An 18,905-nucleotide genomic window follows, 5' to 3' on the forward strand; every position below is an offset into this window, starting at 1 on the left:
GGACGGATATTCACATCCGTCACACCAGCCGCCGGGCACCTACGGTCATGTGGTGCCCGAACTCAGTATCACCGGCGATATCACGTTCCGAACCCATGTCGACCAACTGAGACCGGTGTGCCTGTGGCGCAAGTGGCGTTCGCCTGCTGGGCGCGTGACTAGCAAATGCCTTGTGTCCGTTGACTGTGCGCTGGCGCCGAGAATTTTCGAGTGGAATCTGCGTGGATGCACGGTCAACCCACTGATCCAGGCCGACCGGCCCCAACAGGAGCACCGGTACCGCTCACTCCCCGACGTGGTCATCGATGAGCTTGTTACCGGTGCCCTGTTCGACGACGCGCGTCAGCAGTCGCTTCAGGGTCTCCTGCTCGTCTGCAGTGAGGACGCCGAACACCGCTTCGTGCGCGTCCACCGCATCGCTGACGACGGCGCCGGCGGTAGCGCGGCCCTGCTCGGTCAGGAAGGCCTGCAGGATGCGCGCATGTTGGGGGTCCGGCTTGCGTTCCACCAGCCCACGGTCTTCGAGCGACTTCAGCGCCAGTTGCACGCCCTGCGGGGTGATGAGCAATCGGCGCGCCAATTCCGCGCCGGACAGGCCGGGTTCGTTGGTGAGTTGGCGCAGCACACCGATCTGCGCGGTACTGACGCCGTGACTACTGACGGCTTCGTTCACCGAGGTCAGCGAGAAGTAGAACGCCTGCTTGAGGTGCCACAGGAGGTTTTCGTTCAAGTCCACTACGCACCTCCATCGACCTGCTTGTAGATCTGCCCCGCCTTCATCACGAAGCGTACGTCGAGCGTACTGGCGATATTGCGGGACACGTCCCCGGGGACGGCCACGATATCTGCGAGATAGCCCGGGGCCAGGCGGCCGAGTTCGTCATCGGCGTCGATGAGTTCGGCGCTGGTGACGGTCGCGGCGCGGATGGCCTGCATCGGCGTCATGCCGCGGTCGACGAGCGCGCACAATTCCTTGGCGTTCTGCCCGTGCGGAACCGCCGGGGCGTCGGTTCCGCAGGCGATGCGCACCCCCGCCGCAATGGCTTTCGGCAGCATCGCCTGCGCCTGCGGAAACACCACCTCGGCTTTCTTGCGCAGCTCGGGCGCGATGCGGTCGATGGCCATCGCCTCGGTGAGATAGGTGGTCGACACCAGGAACGTGCCGGTGTCGGCCATCAGCGCGATGGTTTCGTCGGTGGCGAGGAAACCATGCTCGATGCAGTCGATACCTGCTCGGATACAGGCCCGAATCGCACTGTCCCCCACCGCGTGTGCGGCCACCCGCACCCCCGCGCGGTGCGCTTCGTCGGCGATCGCGGCGAATTCGTCATCGGAGTATTGCTGCGCACCGGGCGCTGTGCTGTGCGACATCACCCCGCCGGAGGCCGAAACCTTGATCAGCTTGGCGCCATGACGGACCTGGTACCGCACGCAGGCCCGGACCTCGTCGACGCCGTTGGCGATGCCCTCACCGACGGACAGCGGCATGATGCCCGGCGCCAGGCGCTGGAACACCGTCGGGTCGAGGTGACCGCCGTAGGGCGTGACAGCGTGGCCGGCCGGGTAGATCCGGGGCCCGACGTGCCAGCCCTGCTCGATGGCCCGCATGAGAGCGACGTCCAGCAGGTAGCCGCCGGTCTTGACCATCAGCCCCAGGTTGCGGACGGTGGTGAACCCGGCTTCCAGCGTCGTGCGGGCGTTGACGGCGCCGCGCAGCGTCCGGTACGCCGGGTCGTCCTGCACGCCGTGCATCGGACTCGGCAGCCCTTCCGGTCCACCGGGTCCGCCGATGAGCAGGTTGAGCTCCATGTCCATCAGGCCCGGCAGCAGTGTCACGTCGCCGAGGTCGACGATGACGGCCGAATCCGGCACTGGCTCAGCAGGATTGACGGCCTTGATCCGATTGCCCTCGACCACGATCACGGCCGGCGACCGCACTTCGCCGGTGTCGACATCGGCCCAGCGCGCGGCCCGGAGAACAGTCACTGGCGCATTGGGAGCCGTCATGGGACCGGTTCGTAGACGCAGTCGAGCTTGGTGGCGCCGGAGTCGGGAACGCGTGGCTGCTTCCAGCACTCGACGGGGAACGACACCATGATCATGGAGTACAGCAGGTGCATGAGGTTCAGCACGTCCTCGGGCATGTCGTCGAGACCGAACTTGTCGCAGAACGCAATCGCGTCCTCGGCTCGTGGGGTGATCGCGTCGTAGAACGCCTGCATCTGCGCCATGGAGCTGTCGAGCCGCTTGGCGTAACGCTGAGCCTCGGCAGGCAGACACCACTCGGAAAATGGCTCCAGGTCGGCGAATTCAGCCGGCAGCTTCGCGGTCATGATCACACCCCCGCGGTCTTGCGCTGGTAATCCTCGATCCAGGCCGCGGTTTCGTGGTGCAGGTGACGGATCAGCACCTCCTGGTCGCACAGCAGGAACTCGTTGACGGAGCGGGACTCGATCATGGACTGGGTGGCCTCCAATGTGTTGGCGTCCTGCAGGCCGTACTCCTTGAAGGTCACTGCCGCGAGCTCCTGCCCGATGCGTTCACGGGGACTGCGTGGCTGCGGGAAGTACAGCGTGCACTCGAAGGTGTGGGTGTTGAACGACGTCGGCCAGTAGTGATAGGTCAGATACCAGCCCTGACCCCAGAACAGCACGACGAAGTTCGGGAACAACTGGAACGAATCCAGGCCCCACGGGTCGCATTTCGCCGGATTGAGGCCGGCGGGCATCTCCCCCATATCGGGTGAGTCCCACGGCCCGAACAGGCCGCTCTGGCAGATGTCCTCCATGGGCTTGCGCATTTCGGCGCCCATCTCCCACACCCGCACCCCGGACGTGCTCACGAGCCGGTGCGGGCCATCGATGCGGTAGTGCGGTGCCTCGAAACCGGCCTGGGCCGCGGCCTTCGAGTAGTTGGTCGGCGACTGGTTCGCGTGCAGTACCGGTGCGTGGTAGAACTCCTGGAACGCGTCCATGTAGAGCTTCCAATTCGCTTTGACCTCAGAGCGATACGTGAACTTCGAGGTCAGCTTCTCGAACGGATAACCCTCCAGACCCAGGATCATCGGACCGAGAAAATCGCGCAGCGACTGCTCCGGTTCGGCGGCGAAGTTGACGAAGATGAAGCCTTCCCACACATCGCAGTGCACGGGCACCAGGCCGTACCGATCCTTGTCCAGGTCGAAGAACTCGCCCTCCTGCTGTACGAACGTCAGGTTGCCGTCGAGGTCGTACCGCCAGGCGTGGTACTTGCAGGTGAACTGCTTGCAGAAACCCTTGGTCTCCTCCAGTGGCATGTCGTTCCACACCAGTTTGTTGCCACGGTGCCGGCAGATGTTGTGAAAGGCCTTCACCTCACCGGCGTTGTTGCGCACCACGATGATCGAGGTACCCGCGACCTTGAGCTCTTTGGTGAAGTAGCTGCCCTTGCGTGAAAGTTGTTCAACACGACCGACATTCAGCCAGGCACGCTTGAACACCGCCTTGCGCTCGATCTCGTACTGCTCGGGACTGATGGAGTCCTCGTATGACACCGGAGCGGTTCCCAGTCGCGGATAGTGTTCAGTCCAGCTGCCCTCGGGGGGCTTGGGGAACCGAGCCATGGCGCACTCCTCCTCGACGTGACGACACAGCCGACGGTATCTGCCGAATGCCCCAATGACAAGTAGTTGATATTCAGCGTCGTCAGGGGAACTTGATCGCCGAGACGTACATGTCGACCACCGGCCGGAACAGGTCGACACCGTCGAGCTCGTTGCTCAACACGATGGCATCACTGGTGGACAGCAGAATCTGGGCGAATGTCGAGGCGGGAATCAGCAGCGTGCCACCCAGGCGGTCGACGCCCTCGACGATGAAGCCGGCCAGCGCCTCGACCACCTCGGATCGCCTGGCCGCCACACGATCTCGCACTTCGGGGTTGCGCAGCAGGTACAGCGTGAACTCGTAGCCCAAGGCAGCATGCTCGGCGCCGCGGCCACGACTCAGCTCGAGCCAGCGCTCCGCGATCTCGTCGCGTTCGTGTGCCCCGACGTGCTCCGACCGCGACATCACCTCGGCGAACTGGTCGAAATACTGGCGCCAATAGCGGTCGTTGACCGCCAGGAACAGGTCCTCCTTGGTGGCGAAGTGCTTGTAGATCGCCCCCTTGGTATAGCCGGCGGCCGAGGCAATCTCATCGAGAGTCGCTGGCGCGAAACCCTTTTCAGCGAAGACGTCCTCAGCTGCATCCAGCAGCAGCGAACGTGTGTGTTCCAGTCGCCGTTCCCGCGTCCAACGCTCCACCATGGAAAAATTCTGCCACAGATTCTTGGATTCCTATTGGAAACTCAGATACCCATGGGTATCTTCGAGACAACACGAACTCGAGGAGGCCTCGTGAGCGAGACCCTGAGCAATAAATCCACCGTTACCGAATCGCTGAGCGGAACCGCGAATCTCGGTGGCAGCCAAGCCCCGTCGAAACCCGTGCAGATCTGGGCGTTCTTCGGCGGCGCCCTACTCCTCTTCCAGATCTACGTCTGGACGCGCTGGGTCACCGGGCCCTATTTCGTCCGGGTGCCCGCCGGGCCGACGGACCCGCCCACGTTCATGAAGGTCATGCTCATGGTGAACTGCGCCTTCATGGTGGTGGGCTTCCCGGCCGCCGTGTGGTGGTTCCTCATCAGGCCATGGCTGCGCGAGCGGCGCATCACGCTCGACGGGATGCTCTTCGTATCGTGCGCCCTGTTCTTCTTCCAGGATCCCCTGCTGAACTACTCCAACACCTGGTGCACGTACAACATGTGGCTCTGGAACCGGGGCTCCTGGACGTCGAACATCCCCAGCTGGATCTCCCCGGAATCGCCGGGACATCAAGTCGGAGAACCGCTCCCCATCAACATGCCCGGCTACGGCATGGTACTGGTGACGGTGATGGTCGGTTGCTTCGCGATGAAGAAGATCAAGTCGCGCCGGCCGAACATCAGCAACTTCCGATTGATCCTTGCGACATACGTTTTCTGCTTCTTCTTCGACTTCGTCATGGAGGCGCTGATCCTTCTGCCGATCGGCCTCTTCGTGTACCCCGGCGCGATTCGATCCGTGTCGTTCAACGCCGGCACCTACTACCAGTGGCCCGTCTACGAAGGGATCATGTGGGGCGCCGTCATGACCGCCCTGTGCTGTCTGCGGTTCTTCACCGATGACCGCGGTCGCACAGTGGTCGAGCGCGGGCTCGAACACGTCCGCGGCGGGGTGTTCCGACAGCAACTGGTCCGGTTCCTCGCCATCTTCGCCGCCTGCAGTGGTGCGTTCTTCTTCTTCTACAACGTGCCCGCCCAGTGGTTCGGCCTGCACGCCGACCCGTGGCCCGAGGACGTCCAGAAGCGTTCGTACTTCAGCCAGAGCGTCTGCGACGAGCACACGCCCTGCCCGAACCCGGTGCTGCCCATTCCGACAAAACGCTCCGGCTACATCAACGTCGACGGCAAGCTCGTCCTCCCGCCGGGGAAAGAGATGCCCAAGGACGCGCCCGTGCAGATCGGGAAGTGACGTCGCATGAGTGATCTGTCGCAGAAGAGAGCGGTTGTCACCGAATCGTTCAGCGGAACGACCGTCGGCACGCCCGCCAAGATCACGCCCGTGCGGATCTGGGCTGCCGTCGGCGGCGCGATCCTGGCGTTCCAGCTGTACGTCTGGACCCGGTGGGTGACGGGCCCGAACTTCGAGCGCGTCCCGGCCGGTCCGAGCGAGCCGCCGATGTACATGAAGGCGATCCTGTTCACCTGGACCGGAGTGATCATCGTCGGGCTGCCGGTTGCGGTGTGGTGGTTCATCATCCGGCCCTGGCGGCGCGAGCGGCGTATCACGCTCGACGGCATGTTGTTGATCGCGTGCGGCCTGCTGTTCTTCCAGGACCCATTGCTGAACTACGTCAACACCTGGAGCACCTACAACACCTGGATGTGGAACCGCGGCTCCTGGGTACAGGACATCCCCGGCTGGATGTCCTTCGGCGAACCCGGCCGCATGATGGCCGAACCCTTCCTGATGAACGCACCGGGTTACTGCTTCGTCCTGCTGTGCACCATGCTCGGCTGCTGGGTGATGCGGAAGGCAAAGTCCAAGTGGCCCAACATCAATACGCTCGGGCTCATCGGCGTGGTGATCGTGTGGACCTTCTTCTTCGATTTCGTCATCGAAGGACTGTTCCTCATGCCGATGGGACTGTTCACCTACCCCGGTGCCATCCGGGCCTTGTCGGTCAATCCCGGGACCTACTACCAGTGGCCGATCTACGAGGGGCTCATGTGGGGCGGTGTGCAGGCGGGCCTGTGCTGCCTGCGGTACTTCACCGACGATCGCGGCCGCACCTTCGTCGAACGCGGGCTGGACACTGTCCGCGGTGGCTTTGTGACACAGCAGATCACGCGCTTCCTGGCGATCTTCGCCGCCTGCAGCGCGTTCTTCTTCGTCATGTACAACCTGCCCGCCCAGTGGTTCGCCATGCACCAGGATCCCTGGCCGGAAGACCTGTTGAAGCGCTCGTACTTCCTGATGGGCGTCTGCGGCGACGGCACCGATCGCGCCTGTCCCGATCCCTCGATCCCGATTCCGTTGCAGAACTCGAGCTACGTCAACATCCATGGCCAGTTGGTGACGCCCGACGGCGTCACGCTGCCGAAACTCGTTCCTGTCGAGAAGGGCAAATGACTTGATGAACAACACATCCGCAGTTGTCAGACCCGTGCCGAGCGCACCGTTCTACCGAGCCGTCGGCGACGAGGTGGAGGTCTTCCACGCGGCGGCCCGCCGTGGTCTGCCGGTGCTCTTGAAAGGCCCGACGGGATGCGGAAAGACGCGCTTCGTCGAGGCGATGGCGCACGAACTCGGGCGGGATCTGATCACCGTCGCCGGCCATGAGGACATGACGTCGGCAGACCTCGTCGGCCGGTTCCTGCTCAAAGGCGGTGAAACCGTCTGGGTGGACGGACCTCTGACACGGGCCGTTCGCGAGGGTGCCATCTGCTATCTCGACGAGATCGTGGAGGCGCGCCAGGACACCACCGTCGTCATCCATCCGTTGGCCGACCACCGCCGCGAGCTGCCGGTCGACCGGCTCGGCGTCACGCTGCCCGCAGCGCCGGGATTTCAGCTCGTCATCTCGTACAACCCCGGCTATCAGAGCGTCCTGAAGAACATCAAGGAATCGACCCGGCAGCGGTTTGTCGCCATCGAACTCGACTTCCCGCCGGCCGCGGCCGAGACGGAAATCGTGATGCACGAGGCCGGCATCGATGCCGAAACTGCCCGCAGCTTGGTCAAATTCGGCAACGCCATCCGCAACCTCGACGGCTCACCGCTTCGCGAAGTGGCGTCCACCCGCATGCTGATCCTGGCCGGCGAACTCGCCGCGGAAGGGCTCAGCCTGCGTAGCGCCGTGCAGTCGGCCGTCGTCAAGGTGCTCTCCGACGATCACGACATCGTCCGCGCGCTGGGCGAGCTCGCGGACGCCGTCCTCCCCCGGTCGTGACGAACTCCGCCGGCCCTGAGCAGTTTCGGCTCCTCGCCACCCATGTCGCCGGCCGCCCGGTGGACATCGCCGAGGCACGGGCCGGCGACGCCGCCTGGACCGACGGTCAGGTCATCTACGTCTCCGCGGCCCCCGTGGCACAACAGCGCAGCGAGGTCCTGGTGCAGAGCGCGCTGCTCGGCGCGGGCAGCTTTGACGCACCGTTGCTGAAGATTCTCCGCGGCCGCCCCGCGGTGGCGCGCCGCTATCTGGCGCTGGAAGGTCGCCGGGTCGTCGCCGAGTTGGCGCGTGAGCTTCCGCTCGCCGCCCAACTCGACGCCGGGGAGCCGCGCACCGCGAATGCCGACGAGTCGGTGCGAATCGCAAAGGGCCGCACGCCCGTCGACGCCGCGCCCGACTGGTTCGGCGCCATCAAGCCTGCTCGGCTACTGGCTTCACCGGTGGGTCCGGGCTCGCGGCCGACCGACAAGGACCTCCAGCTGAAGTTCGAGGTGCCGGATATCCAAGAGGAACTGGACGAGGACGACGACGCCGGGGAATCCGAGGACAGCAAGATCCTCAAGCTCTTCGAAGCTCCGATGGTCGGCTCCCGGACGGTGTCCGACTTCCTGTCCAAGCTGTTCGGCAGTTCGAAGTCGAAGGGTGACGACGCTGCCGGCGCCGAGATGCAGATCGGCAGCGTGCGGCGGGTCGGTGCGGCCGGCCCGAACGCGCGGCCACTGCCGACGCAGATCCGGTTCACGGACGACGGCCGGCCCGGCGCCACCCTTGGCGTCGGTGGCGCCCTGCACCCGGAGTGGGACGTCTTCGCGGGCCGGTACAAAGAGGACTGGTGCCGGGTCATCGATTTTCCGCTCACCGCCGCCGCCGATGTTTCCGCGGCCGGGGTGCCGCACGACGATGTTCTGCGGCGACGTTTGTCGCGAATCGGACTCGGTCCCAAGGTTCTTCGTGGCCGGGCCGATGGCGACGAATTGGACATCGAAGCGCTGATCGACCTGTTCGTCGACCTGCGCTCCGGCTTCTCACCGCCCGAACACGTCTATCTGGAGCAACGCAAGCTCTCCCGCAATCTGGGAGTGCTCATCTTGGTCGATGCTTCGGGTTCGGCGACCGAAACCGACGCCGACGGTCTGTCGGTCCATGAGCACCAGCGCCGAGCGGCCGCGACGATGGCCGCTGTACTCGAGGAGCTCGGGGACCGCGTGGCCGTCTACGGTTTCCGGTCGCAAGGCCGGCATGCCGTGCACCTGCCCGCGATCAAGCCGTTCGGGCAGCGGTTCGGCGCGGTGGGGCGGGCTCGGCTGAATCAGCTTGAACCGTCTGGCTATACCCGGCTCGGCGCCGCCATCCGAGGCGCCGGCGACATCCTCAAAGATCAAGCTGGTACGCCCAATCGGCTGCTCCTCGTTTTGTCGGACGGATTCCCCTACGACGACGGTTACGAGGGTCGCTACGCAGAAGCCGATGCCCACAAGGCGCTCGAAGAGTTGCGGATGGACGGCGTTGCCTGCCTGTGTCTTTCGATCGGCGGTGCGAGCGAGACCGAGGCGCTCGAGCGCGTCTTCGGCTCCGCCAGCTATGCCAGTGCCGGCACTCTGGCCGAGTTGAGCCCGCGAATGGATGAGTTGTTCCTGTCCTCCCTGCGGGAACTGGCGGCACCGAAGCCGACGGGCAGTTAGACCGTGGTCTCAAGTACTTAACATTTGTCCCGCTGTGCGATATGACTGAATGGACAGCTTTCTCGTCATCAGCGCGAATGAGTGGGGTACTTGTGATCGACGTTGCGCGCCTTGCCGATTGGATGGACACGGCGGGGCTTCCCGGCGTGGGCGAACCACTCGAAGCCACGTACCTGTCCGGCGGCACGCAGAACGTCATCTACAAACTCGGTCGCGGCGACCACACCTGCGTTCTCCGCATGCCGCCGCCGGAGGCACCGCCAGACCGCGACAAGGGCATCCTGCGCGAATGGCGCATCATCGAAGCGCTCGACGGCACTGACGTGCCGCACACCGCAGCAGTCGGCGTGTGCGAGGACGCGACGGTACTCGGCCGGCCGTTCTACCTGATGGGTCACGTCGACGGCTGGTCACCGATGGACCAGCACGGCGTCTGGCCCGACCCGTTCGCCGGAGACGCCGCAGCACGTGCCGGACTCTCGTACCAATTGGCCGAGGGCATCGCGCTGCTGTCCAAGATCGACTGGAAAGCCAAGGGCTTACACGATCTCGGCCGTCCCGACGGCTTCCACGAGCGCCAGGTCGATCGCTGGATCGCCTTCTTCGAGCGCATCAAGAGCCGTGAAATCGACGGCCTGGACGTCACCACCGCGTGGCTGCGCAATCACCGGCCCCTCGACTTCATCCCCGGATTGATGCACGGTGACTACCAATTCGCCAACGTGATGTACCGGCACGGCGCGCCGGCGACCATGGCCGCCATCGTCGACTGGGAGATGGGTACGGTCGGCGATCCCAAGCTCGATCTCGGTTGGATGGTGCAGAGCTGGCCGGAGGATACGAGCGTGCCGTCAGCGATGAACTATGTCGATATGCGCGGGATGCCTTCGCGCACAGCGGTGGTCGACCACTACGCCACGGTTTCCGGGCGCCAGGTCGATGACCTGGACTACTACCTGGTACTGGCCAAATGGAAGCTGGCGATCGTGCTGGAGCAGGGCTTCCAGCGTGCCGGCGACAACGAGAAGCTGCTGGCGTACGGACCTGTCATCACGGCACTGATGCGTGAAGCAGCCGAGCTCGCCGAGTCCAGCGACTACCGGTGAAAGCCGCCGTCTGTCCTGGCTACGGCCCGCCAGAAGTGGTCCGGGTCGACGACGTCCCATCGCCCACCCTGTCCGCCGGCCAGGTCAGGGTCCGTGTCCACGTCGCGGCGGTGAACTTTCCCGACGTGCTGTTCATCGCGAACCAGTACCAGGTCACTGTCCCGGCACCGTTCGTACCCGGCAGCGAGTTCGCCGGCATCGTCACCGAAGTCGCCGACCCCACAGGTGATTTCGCGGCCGGTGACCGGGTGTCCGGCGCAGCGCTGCACGGCGCGTTCGCCGAAGAGGTGGTGGCACCTGCCCACGGACTGACCCGAATCCCCGACGGAGTCGACTACCGTACGGCCGCTGCATACGGCGTCGCGCACGGCACCGCCTATCACGCGCTGCGGTCGGCGGCCCAAGTCGGCCCCGGCCAGGAATTGGTGGTGCTCGGCGCCGGCGGCGGCGTCGGACTGGCGTCCGTACAGCTGGGTGTCCTGCTCGGCGCGACGGTCACGGCAGTAGCGTCGTCGGATGAAAAGCTCGCGGCGGCAGTGTCATACGGGGCCACGCATCTGGTGCAGCATGGCTCCGCCGATCTGCGCAGCGCCTTGCGCCAGGCAATTCCCGACGGCGCACACGCGGTCATCGACCCGGTGGGAGGCGACGTGGCCGAACCGGCGCTGCGATCGCTGCGGCCCGGCGGCCGCTTCGTCACTGTCGGCTTCGCGTCGGGCGTCATCCCCCGAATCCCCTTGAACCTGGTGCTCATCAAGGGTGCCCACATCATCGGATTCCAGCTCCGCGACATCCCACCCGACGAATTCCGCCGCAACCGAAGCGAACTCGCCGACCTACTGGCCGGCGGGCAGGTCGTGCCCCACGTCGGCGCCGTCTTCCCACTCGACGACGCCGCGCAGGCCCTTCGCCTCGTTGCCGACGGCAAGGCCATCGGCAAGGTCCTCATCGAGGTAGCTGCGGGTTAGCTCGCGGGGACGAGGTCGGCGGCGACCGAGGCCATCATGCCGATGCGGAACGTCTCGACAGAGCTCACCGCCCGCCGAATTCCACATGCGGCCAGCGCCTGGGACTTGAATGCCCGTGCCGCGGCGCTCAATTCATGATGCACGGCACCGATGCCGTGCAACTCGGCGGGACACGTCTCGCCCCACAACGTCACCTCGGTCTGGCCGGCGGCCAACGCTGCCAGAACTCCCCCGCGTACCCGGGCGTCGGCGTCGAACAGGTGCGCGGCGACGGCCACCGTCTGCGGGTGCGGGCGGGCCCTGCCCTCGACCAACGCGGCCTCGAGGTCCTCGGCGTGGACGCCCAGAATCTGCAGCGGCCGGTCATCCTCGTCGCAATCAGCGATCAGCACGGTGACATCCCAGCCGGCCGTCACCCGGTCGAACAACCAGCCGCCGGCATTTTCGACGGCCTCCGCGACCGTAGCGGCTACGACATCGAGGCGGTACCTCATCAGCGGGCCGTCGGAGCGAGATCCCGGCGTAACGACTCCACGTAGTCCTTGAACACGTCGGTCACCGGCACCGAAGGATCGAGTAACCATAATGTCTCCATTCCGTTGACAAAGGCCAAAATTTGCACCGCCTTGACGGCGGGGTCCATGTCACTGCGATAGCGGCCCGCTTCTTGGGCTTCCCGGATGCCGTCGCTGAGGATTCTGAGGGCGGCCTGGTAGCGCAGCAGCATGCGGTCGTGCAGCGGGGCGTCTGGCAGGATGTTTTCGATCAACAGCACGGCGAACGTGCCCACGAGTTCGGGTGATCGCTCGAACCGCTCGGGTACCCGCATCAGCTCTTCGATCAGGTCGCCACTGCGATCGGCGTGGGCGTCGTCGTCGGCATCGCGGGCGTCGAGCACTGCGTGCAGCAGCTGCTCCTTGGATTCGAAGTGGTGCAGCAGACCGGCCGGCGTCACCCCCGCTTCGCGGGCGATCTGCGCCAATGAGGTACTGCGCCAACCATTTCGGGCAAGCAGTCGTTGCGCGACCTCCAGGATCCGCGCCTTACGGTCGTCACCCTTGGCGAAGAGCGCGGCGTAGGGGCGAGGCTCCGTCACACCCGCTCCCTTCGGCCAAACCAACCTAGTGAACACACAGTAGGTTGGTTTCGCCGGTGTGACAAGGGTCTCAGCGAGATTGGTTCGCCGGTTGCCTACAGACCCAGCGATTTGGCGATGATCAGTTTCATCACCTCGCTCGTACCTGCGTAGATGCGGGCCACGCGGGCGTTCATGTAGAGCCGCGTGATCGGGTACTCCAGCATGTAGCCGTAGCCGCCGAACAACTGGACGCAGCGGTCGACCACGCGGGCCTGCACCTCGGTGCAGAACAGCTTCACCCGCGCGGCATCGGCGCCGGACAACTCCCCCGCATTCAGTTCGCAGACGGCCTTGTCGACCATGGTCTGGGCCGCCTCGATCTCGGCCGACATCGCGGCGAGTTCGAACTTGGTGTTCTGGAACGACGCCACCGGGGTGCCGAATGCCTTGCGTTCCTTGACATATTCGATGGTTGTGGTCACCGCGGCGCGCGCCTGGCAGACAGACCCGACAGCAACCGTCATCCGCTCCTGTGGCAGGTTGTGGCCGAGGTAGCCGAACGCCTCGCCTTCCTCCCCCAGCAGGTTGGCTGCGGGTACCCGCACGTCGGTGAAGGCGAGTTCGACGGTGTCCTGCTCCTTGCAGCCCATCTTGTCCAGCACCCGGCCCTTCTCGAAGCCCGGCATACCGTCCTCGACGACGATCAACGACAACCCTCGCCGGCGGTTCTCCGGATCGGTCGACGTGCGGGCCACCACGATGACCAGGTCGGCCAGCAGTCCGCCGGTGATGAAAGTCTTCGCGCCGTTGAGCACATAGGTGTCGCCGTCGCGGACCGCGGTGGTGCGCACTCCGGCAAGGTCGGATCCCGTACCGGGCTCGGTCATGGCGATGGCGGTCAACAGGGTGCCGGCGGCCAGGCCCGGAAACCAGCGGGCACGCTGTTCGGCGTTGGCGTAGTGCAGGAAGTACGGCAGGATCACGTCGAGTTGCGTGCGGACCGTCGACAACGTCACCAGCGCACGGGCCGCCTCCTCCTGCAGCACGACGTTGTAGCGGTAGTCAGGCAAGCCCGATCCGCCGTGCTCCTCGGGGATGGCCATCCCCAGCATGCCCAGTGAGCCCATCTGCTCGAAGATCGCGCGGGGCATCTGGCCGGCTTTCTCCCAGTCGGCGAAGAACGGTTCGACCTCTTTGGCGACGAAGTCGCGGACCAGCTTGCGAAAGGCTTCGTGGTCCTCGGTGAACAGGTCGCGGCGCATCAAGACTCCAATCTGGGCACTGCCCATCGGCCGGTGAATGTCGGTTCCCGCTTGGCGGCGAACGCCGCGTATGCCTCGGCGGCGTCCGCGGTGGCGAAATTGACTGCTTGCGCGCGGGATTCGTTGGCCAGCGCTTCGCGCATCGTGGCGTCGGCACCCTGGTTCAGCAACGCCTTCGCCTGGCCGAGCGCGACCGGCGGCCCGGCCGCCAGCCGCGCCGCCAGCTCGTCGACGAACCCGTCGATCTCTGCGCCGGACACCACCCACGTCACCAGGTTCAGCGCCCGCGCCTCGTCGGCGTCGATCGTATCGGCCAGCAGCGCAAGCCTTTTGGCCTGTTGTAGGCCGACGATTTTGGGCAGCAACCAGGATCCACCGAGATCTAGTGAGAGCCCGCGCTTCGAAAAGATCTGGGAGAACCGCGATTCCGGGGTGGCGACCACGAAGTCACAACCGAGCGCCAGGTTCCAGCCCGCGCCGACGGCGACCCCGGTCACCTTGGCGATGGTGGGCAACGACAGCTCATGCAACGCGACGGCGACGTCGGTGAGCTTCTGCAGTTTGCGCAGTGGGTGGATGTCCTCCGGCTCCGAGATATCCGCCCCCGAGCAGAACGCGCCCCCGGCGCCGGTGAGCACCACCGCGCGTAAGCCGGGATCGCGGTCCGCGGCGTGCAACTCCTCGGCCAGCCGCACCCACAGTTCGGGGTTGATGGCGTTCTTTCGTTCCGGGCGGTTCAGCGTCAAAGTGCGGACACCGTCACGGTCCTCGCACAGCAGCACACTCATCCGATGGCACCGCGTCGGCGCAGCCCGGCAATCTCCTCACCGGTGAAGCCGAATTCGGCCAGGATGGCATCGGTGTGCTGGCCGAGACCGGGCACCGCACCCATCGGAAACTCGAAGCCGTCGATGATGGGCGGCGGCAGGATGGCGTCGATCGGACCGGCAGGCGTGTCGACCCTGCGCCAGCGGTCACGCTCGGACAGTTGCGGGTGCACCAGCACCTCGCTGGGCAGGTTGTAGCGGGAGTTGCCGATGCCGGCTTCATCGGCGACCTTCTGAATATCAGCCAGATCGTTGGTGGCGCACCATGACCCGATCGCTTCGTTCAGCACATCGCGGTGTTCGCACCGGCTGGAGTTGGTCGCGAACCTGGCATCGTCGGCGAGGTCGGGACGGCCGATGATGTCGCGCGCCAGGCGCTGCCATTCGCGGTCATTGGTGGTGCCCAGCACTACGGTCTGGCCGTCAGCGGTTTCGAAGGCTCCGTACGGTGACACCGCCGGCGAGCTCATGCCGAGGGGCTGCTGGTCGATGCCGGAGTGCTGGGTGTAGGTCAGCGGATACCCCATCAGTTCTGTCATCGTGTCGAACAGACTGACGTTCACCCCGCCGCCACGGCGAGATCGCGAGTCACGGGAAAACAGCAGGGCCAGAATCGAAATCGCCGAGTACAGCCCCGACGAGATGTCGGCTACCGGCGGGCCGGGCTTGGCCGGTGCGCCGGCTTGCCCGGTGATGGCACACGTCCCCGACTCGGCCTGCACCAGCAGGTCATACGCCCGCTTGTGCGACAGCGGTCCACCGGCGCCGTAGCCGTCGATCTCGACGGCGATCACGCCGGGATGCGAGTCGGCCAAGTCGACGGGCGAGATGCCCAGTCGCGCAGTAGCGCCCGGCGCCAGGTTCGACACCAGGACATCCGCGCGGTCCAGTAGTCGATGCAGAATGGCCAGACCGTCTTCCGTCTTCAGATCGAGGGTCACCGATTCCTTGCCGCGGTTCGCCCAGACGAAGTGCGCCGCCTGGCCGATCACGACGTCGTCGTAGTCACGGGCGAAGTCCCCGCCCTTCGGGTTCTCCACCTTGATGACCCGGGCGCCGAAGTCGGCCAGGGTGCGGGTACACATCGGCGCCGATACGGCCTGTTCGAGGGCGATCACCGTCACGCCCGAAAGTGGTGCTGAATCAGTCCCTCCGGTCGCTACGCTCCTACCCCCGAGGGTCACATCACCATCCCGCCGTCCACCGGCAACACCTGGCCGGTGATGTACGACGCGGCATCGGAAGCCATGAAGACGAATGCGCCGGCGACCTCGTCAGGGTCGGCCCAGCGCCTCATCGGGATGCGGTTCATCATGTTCGCCGCAAACTTCTCGTTGGTACGGATGGTCTCGGTCATCGGCGTGGCCGCCAGCGGGGCCAATGCGTTGACCGTGATGCTCTTCGACGCAAGCTCGCGTGCAAGCGATTTCGTGAACCCGATGATGCCGGCCTTGGCAGCCGAATAGTTGACCTGCCCGAGGGTCCCGGTCAGCCCGGCGGCCGACGTGACGTTGACGATGCGCCCGGTACCGTCCGTCGGGAGGTACGACAGTGCGGCCTGCGTGACGTTGAACGCGCCCATCACATGGATGTCGAACAGCAGCCGGAACGCATCCTGCGTCGTCTTCTCGAACATCGCGGGCTTGGTGACGCCGGCGTTGTTGATCAGGATGTGCAGCGCCCCGTCACCCAGTAGCGCCGCTTGCGCGACGGCAGCGTCTGCCGAATCGCGGTCCGAGACGTCGAGTGCGGCGGATTCAGCCCGGCCACCCTCCTGCGAAATACGTTCGGCCACAGCGGCAGCCGCGTCCTTGTCGAGATCGGTGACGAGCACGGCCGCCCCCGCGGCCGCCAGGGCGCCCGCCACCGCCGAGCCGATGCCCCCGGCGGCACCCGTGACCAGCGCCGAGCGCCCGGTCAGGTCGAAGTACGTCCTCATCAGTAGCTCCTCGGCAGTCCGAGCACATGTTCGCCGAGGAAGTTCAGGATCATCTCCTGGCTCACGGGTGCGATCTTCATCAGACGGGATTCCCGGAAGTACCGCGACACGTGGTACTCCTCGGAATATCCCATGCCGCCGTGCAATTGCAGGGCGCGGTCGGCCGCGGCGAATCCCGCGTCGGCACACAGGTATTTCGCGGTATTCGCCTCGCGCCCACAAGGTTTCCCGTTGTCGTAGAGCCACGTCGCCTTGCGCAGGATCAGCTCGGCCGCATCGAGGCGGGCCAGCGAGTCGGCCAGCGGGAACTGCAGGCCTTGGTTCATGCCGATCGGGCGGTTGAACACGTGGCGCTCGTTGCCGTACTTGACGGCCTTCTCCAGCGCGACCCGGCCGATGCCCAAAGCTTCGGCAGCGATGAGCATTCGCTCCGGGTTGAGCCCGTCGAGGATGTACTTGAACCCTTGGCCTTCCTCACCGACCCGGTGGGCCACCGGCACCATGAGGTCGTCGATGAAAACCTCATTGGAGCTGACGGCGTTGCGGCCCATCTTGCGGATCGGCCGGATGTCCACGTGGTCGCGGTCGAGGTCGGTCAAGAACAGCGTCATGCCGTCGGTCTTCTTGGTGACCTGGTCGTACGGCGTGGTACGGGTCAGCAACAGGATCTTCTCCGACTCGATTGCCTTGGAAATCCAGACTTTTCGGCCGTTGATGCGGTACTTGTCACCTTCGCGCTTGGCGAACGTCGTGATGCGCGAGGTGTCCAGTCCGGCGCCGGGCTCGGTGACACCGAAGCACACGTGCAGGTCGCCGTTGACGATGCGCGGCAGCGTCTCCTTCTTCATCTCCTCCGAGCCGTGTTTGACGACCGGTTGCATACCGAAGATCGACAGGTGAATGGCACTGGCGCCGTTCATCGCAGCCCCGGACCGGGCCACTTCCTCGAGCAGCAGGGTCGCCTCGGTGATGCCGAGACCGTGCCCGCCGTACTCCTCCGGGATCGTCATGCCGAGCCAGCCGCCCTTGGCGATGGCGTCGTAGAACTCCTGGGGGAATTCGTGTGCCTGGTCCTTCTCCATCCAGTAGTGGTCGTCGAACTTGGCCGCCAACTCCGCTACCGATGACCGGATGAGTTCCTGATCTTCGGACAGCGCGAAGTTCATGCCCGATGAGGTCAACTGTTGGCCTCCGCCGCAGCGTGCAGCGCCTCACCCCGAGCGCCCTGGTCATGATGGCTGAGCGCCTGAATCGACACGTCGTGACCCTCGGCCGCCTTACGCAGCGCGCCCACGGTGGCCTGCTCACGCGAGATGTGCTGGAACGGATCGAAGTTGTACCAACGCATCGCGTTCTCGTGCGTGATCTTGTTGATCTCGTCGTCCGGGACACTGTTGGCGGACAACACATCCCACAGTTCCTCAGGCGCACCCGGCCACATCGAGTCGCTGTGCGGGTAGTCGGCTTCCCAACAGATGTTGTCGATGCCGATGTTGTTGCGCAGCGTGACACCCACGGAGTCGCTGATGAAGCACGTCAGGAAGTGCTCACGGAACACCTCACTGGGAATCTTGCCCTTGAAGTCCTGCTTGGTCCAGGTCGAGTGCATCTCGTAAGTGCGGTCCGCGCGCTCGAGGAAGTACGGAATCCACCCGGTGCCACCCTCGGACAGCGCGATCTTGAGGTCCGGATATTCCTTGATGGGCCGCGACCACAGCAGATCGGCGGCAGCCTGCACGATGTTCATGGGCTGCAGGGTGATCATGACGTCCAACGGGGCGTCGGGCGCGGTCATGACCAGCTTTCCCGACGACCCGATGTGGATGTTCATCACCATTCCGGTGTCGCACAGCGCTTCCCACAGCGGTTTCCAGTACGGATCGTGGAAGCTGGGGTATCCCATGGCCGCCGGGTTCTCCGTGAAGGTCAGCGCATGCACGCCCTTCTTGGCGACGCGCCGCACCTCCTGCGCGCATTTCTCGGCATTCCAGATCACCGGGATGGCCATCGGAATGAAACGGGCGGGGTAGGCACCACACCACTCGTCGATGTGCCAGTCGTTGTAGGCCTGCACCAGCGCGAGCGAGAAGTCCTCGTCCTCGGTGGCGAACAACCGGCCCGCGAAGCCGGGGAACGACGGGAAACAGATGGAGCCCAGGATGCCGCCGGCGTTCATGTCCTTGACCCGCTCGTCGACGTTGTAGCAGCCAGGCCGGATCTCATCGAGACCCTGCGGTTCCAGCCCGTACTCCTCCTTGGGGCGGCCGGCTACCGCGTTCAGCGCGACGTTCGGAATGACGACGTCGCGGAACTTCCACATGTCGCTGCCGTCGGCGTTGTGCACCAGGCGGGGCGCGTCGTCGAGGTACTTCGCGGGGAGGTGGTTCTGGAACATGTCCGGCGGTTCGACCAGATGGTCGTCCACGCTGATCAGGATCATGTCGTCCTTGTTCATTACAGCCCTTCCTCCCGCTCAGTTCTCTATGAATGGAAACTAGCTTCTCTTGTAAAGAGAATCAATGTCTAGGGCG

19 protein-coding genes are annotated in these 18,905 nt (G+C 65.1%); 6 read left to right on the forward strand and 13 right to left on the reverse strand.

Translation table 11 applies throughout. From position 1 onward, the window contains the following. Positions 1-283: 283 nt before the first annotated feature. The 5 genes from TL10_RS09005 to TL10_RS09025 all read right to left on the reverse strand — a co-directional run bounded on the left by TL10_RS09005 (position 284) and on the right by TL10_RS09025 (position 4,286). Positions 284-736, reverse strand: a complete 453-nt coding sequence (locus TL10_RS09005) for a MarR family winged helix-turn-helix transcriptional regulator (protein ID WP_043985391.1) — start codon at positions 734-736, stop codon at positions 284-286. Continuing rightward, positions 736-2,007, reverse strand: coding sequence for a metal-dependent hydrolase family protein (locus tag TL10_RS09010; RefSeq protein ID WP_043985392.1), 1,272 nt, complete (start codon positions 2,005-2,007; stop codon positions 736-738). Before TL10_RS09010 ends, TL10_RS09005 begins: the two co-directional genes overlap by 1 nt. Further along, the gene (locus TL10_RS09015) at positions 2,004-2,333 is read right to left on the reverse strand and encodes a hypothetical protein (protein ID WP_043985460.1); all 330 of its coding nucleotides are present in this window, start codon (positions 2,331-2,333) and stop codon (positions 2,004-2,006) included. Before TL10_RS09015 ends, TL10_RS09010 begins: the two co-directional genes overlap by 4 nt. A 2-nt stretch (positions 2,334-2,335) precedes the next feature. Beyond that, complete coding sequence (locus TL10_RS09020) at positions 2,336-3,601, reverse strand: aromatic ring-hydroxylating oxygenase subunit alpha (RefSeq protein ID WP_043985393.1); 1,266 nt, start codon at positions 3,599-3,601, stop codon at positions 2,336-2,338. An 82-nt stretch (positions 3,602-3,683) separates the two neighbouring features. After that, entirely contained in the window at positions 3,684-4,286 is a 603-nt protein-coding gene (locus TL10_RS09025; RefSeq protein WP_043985394.1) for a TetR/AcrR family transcriptional regulator, read from the reverse strand. 90 nt (positions 4,287-4,376) lie between these two features. Between TL10_RS09025 and TL10_RS09030 the strand changes: the two genes are divergently transcribed. The 6 genes from TL10_RS09030 to TL10_RS09055 all read left to right on the forward strand — a co-directional run bounded on the left by TL10_RS09030 (position 4,377) and on the right by TL10_RS09055 (position 11,268). Then, entirely contained in the window at positions 4,377-5,531 is a 1,155-nt protein-coding gene (locus tag TL10_RS09030; RefSeq protein ID WP_157850364.1) for a spirocyclase AveC family protein, read from the forward strand. Positions 5,532-5,537: 6 nt separating this feature from the next. Next, positions 5,538-6,692 (forward strand): spirocyclase AveC family protein, encoded by a 1,155-nt coding sequence (locus tag TL10_RS09035; protein WP_043394904.1) that lies wholly within the window; start codon positions 5,538-5,540, stop codon positions 6,690-6,692. 4 nt (positions 6,693-6,696) lie between these two features. Continuing rightward, positions 6,697-7,512, forward strand: a complete 816-nt coding sequence (locus tag TL10_RS09040; protein WP_110789013.1) for a CbbQ/NirQ/NorQ/GpvN family protein — start codon at positions 6,697-6,699, stop codon at positions 7,510-7,512. Further along, on the forward strand, positions 7,509-9,194 hold the full coding sequence (locus TL10_RS09045; protein WP_043985395.1) for a nitric oxide reductase activation protein NorD: 1,686 nt from the start codon (positions 7,509-7,511) through the stop codon (positions 9,192-9,194). The genes TL10_RS09040 and TL10_RS09045 overlap by 4 nt, the downstream gene beginning before the upstream one ends. A gap of 77 nt (positions 9,195-9,271) precedes the next feature. Beyond that, positions 9,272-10,300: a phosphotransferase family protein gene (locus TL10_RS09050; RefSeq protein ID WP_043985396.1), complete on the forward strand. Its 1,029-nt coding sequence runs from the start codon at positions 9,272-9,274 to the stop codon at positions 10,298-10,300. After that, the gene (locus TL10_RS09055; RefSeq protein WP_043985397.1) at positions 10,297-11,268 is read left to right on the forward strand and encodes an NADPH:quinone oxidoreductase family protein; all 972 of its coding nucleotides are present in this window, start codon (positions 10,297-10,299) and stop codon (positions 11,266-11,268) included. The genes TL10_RS09050 and TL10_RS09055 overlap by 4 nt, the downstream gene beginning before the upstream one ends. On the opposite strand, the gene TL10_RS31220 is transcribed toward TL10_RS09055, so the two are convergent. The 8 genes from TL10_RS31220 to TL10_RS09095 all read right to left on the reverse strand — a co-directional run bounded on the left by TL10_RS31220 (position 11,265) and on the right by TL10_RS09095 (position 18,829). Beyond that, positions 11,265-11,762, reverse strand: a complete 498-nt coding sequence (locus TL10_RS31220; RefSeq protein ID WP_043985398.1) for a hypothetical protein — start codon at positions 11,760-11,762, stop codon at positions 11,265-11,267. The genes TL10_RS09055 and TL10_RS31220 overlap by 4 nt on opposite strands. Then, positions 11,762-12,364, reverse strand: a complete 603-nt coding sequence (locus TL10_RS09065; protein WP_043394892.1) for a TetR/AcrR family transcriptional regulator — start codon at positions 12,362-12,364, stop codon at positions 11,762-11,764. The genes TL10_RS31220 and TL10_RS09065 overlap by 1 nt, the downstream gene beginning before the upstream one ends. A gap of 95 nt (positions 12,365-12,459) precedes the next feature. Beyond that, on the reverse strand, positions 12,460-13,608 hold the full coding sequence (locus TL10_RS09070) for an acyl-CoA dehydrogenase family protein (protein WP_043985400.1): 1,149 nt from the start codon (positions 13,606-13,608) through the stop codon (positions 12,460-12,462). Next, positions 13,608-14,396, reverse strand: coding sequence for an enoyl-CoA hydratase/isomerase family protein (locus tag TL10_RS09075; RefSeq protein WP_043985401.1), 789 nt, complete (start codon positions 14,394-14,396; stop codon positions 13,608-13,610). The genes TL10_RS09070 and TL10_RS09075 overlap by 1 nt, the downstream gene beginning before the upstream one ends. Further along, positions 14,393-15,559, reverse strand: a complete 1,167-nt coding sequence (locus TL10_RS09080; RefSeq protein WP_192830203.1) for a CaiB/BaiF CoA transferase family protein — start codon at positions 15,557-15,559, stop codon at positions 14,393-14,395. Before TL10_RS09080 ends, TL10_RS09075 begins: the two co-directional genes overlap by 4 nt. Positions 15,560-15,615: 56 nt before the next feature. Then, positions 15,616-16,374 carry an SDR family NAD(P)-dependent oxidoreductase gene (locus TL10_RS09085; RefSeq protein ID WP_043394884.1) on the reverse strand — a complete coding sequence of 253 codons (759 nt, stop codon included), beginning with the start codon at positions 16,372-16,374 and terminating at the stop codon, positions 15,616-15,618. Next, positions 16,374-17,540 (reverse strand): acyl-CoA dehydrogenase family protein, encoded by a 1,167-nt coding sequence (locus TL10_RS09090; RefSeq protein WP_043394882.1) that lies wholly within the window; start codon positions 17,538-17,540, stop codon positions 16,374-16,376. Before TL10_RS09090 ends, TL10_RS09085 begins: the two co-directional genes overlap by 1 nt. Before the next feature lie 11 nt (positions 17,541-17,551). Then, positions 17,552-18,829, reverse strand: coding sequence for an amidohydrolase family protein (locus TL10_RS09095; protein WP_043394880.1), 1,278 nt, complete (start codon positions 18,827-18,829; stop codon positions 17,552-17,554). Between the last annotated feature and the right edge of the window lie 76 nt (positions 18,830-18,905).

Source organism: Mycolicibacterium llatzerense (assembly GCF_000878195.1).
Classification (GTDB): domain Bacteria; phylum Actinomycetota; class Actinomycetes; order Mycobacteriales; family Mycobacteriaceae; genus Mycobacterium; species Mycobacterium llatzerense.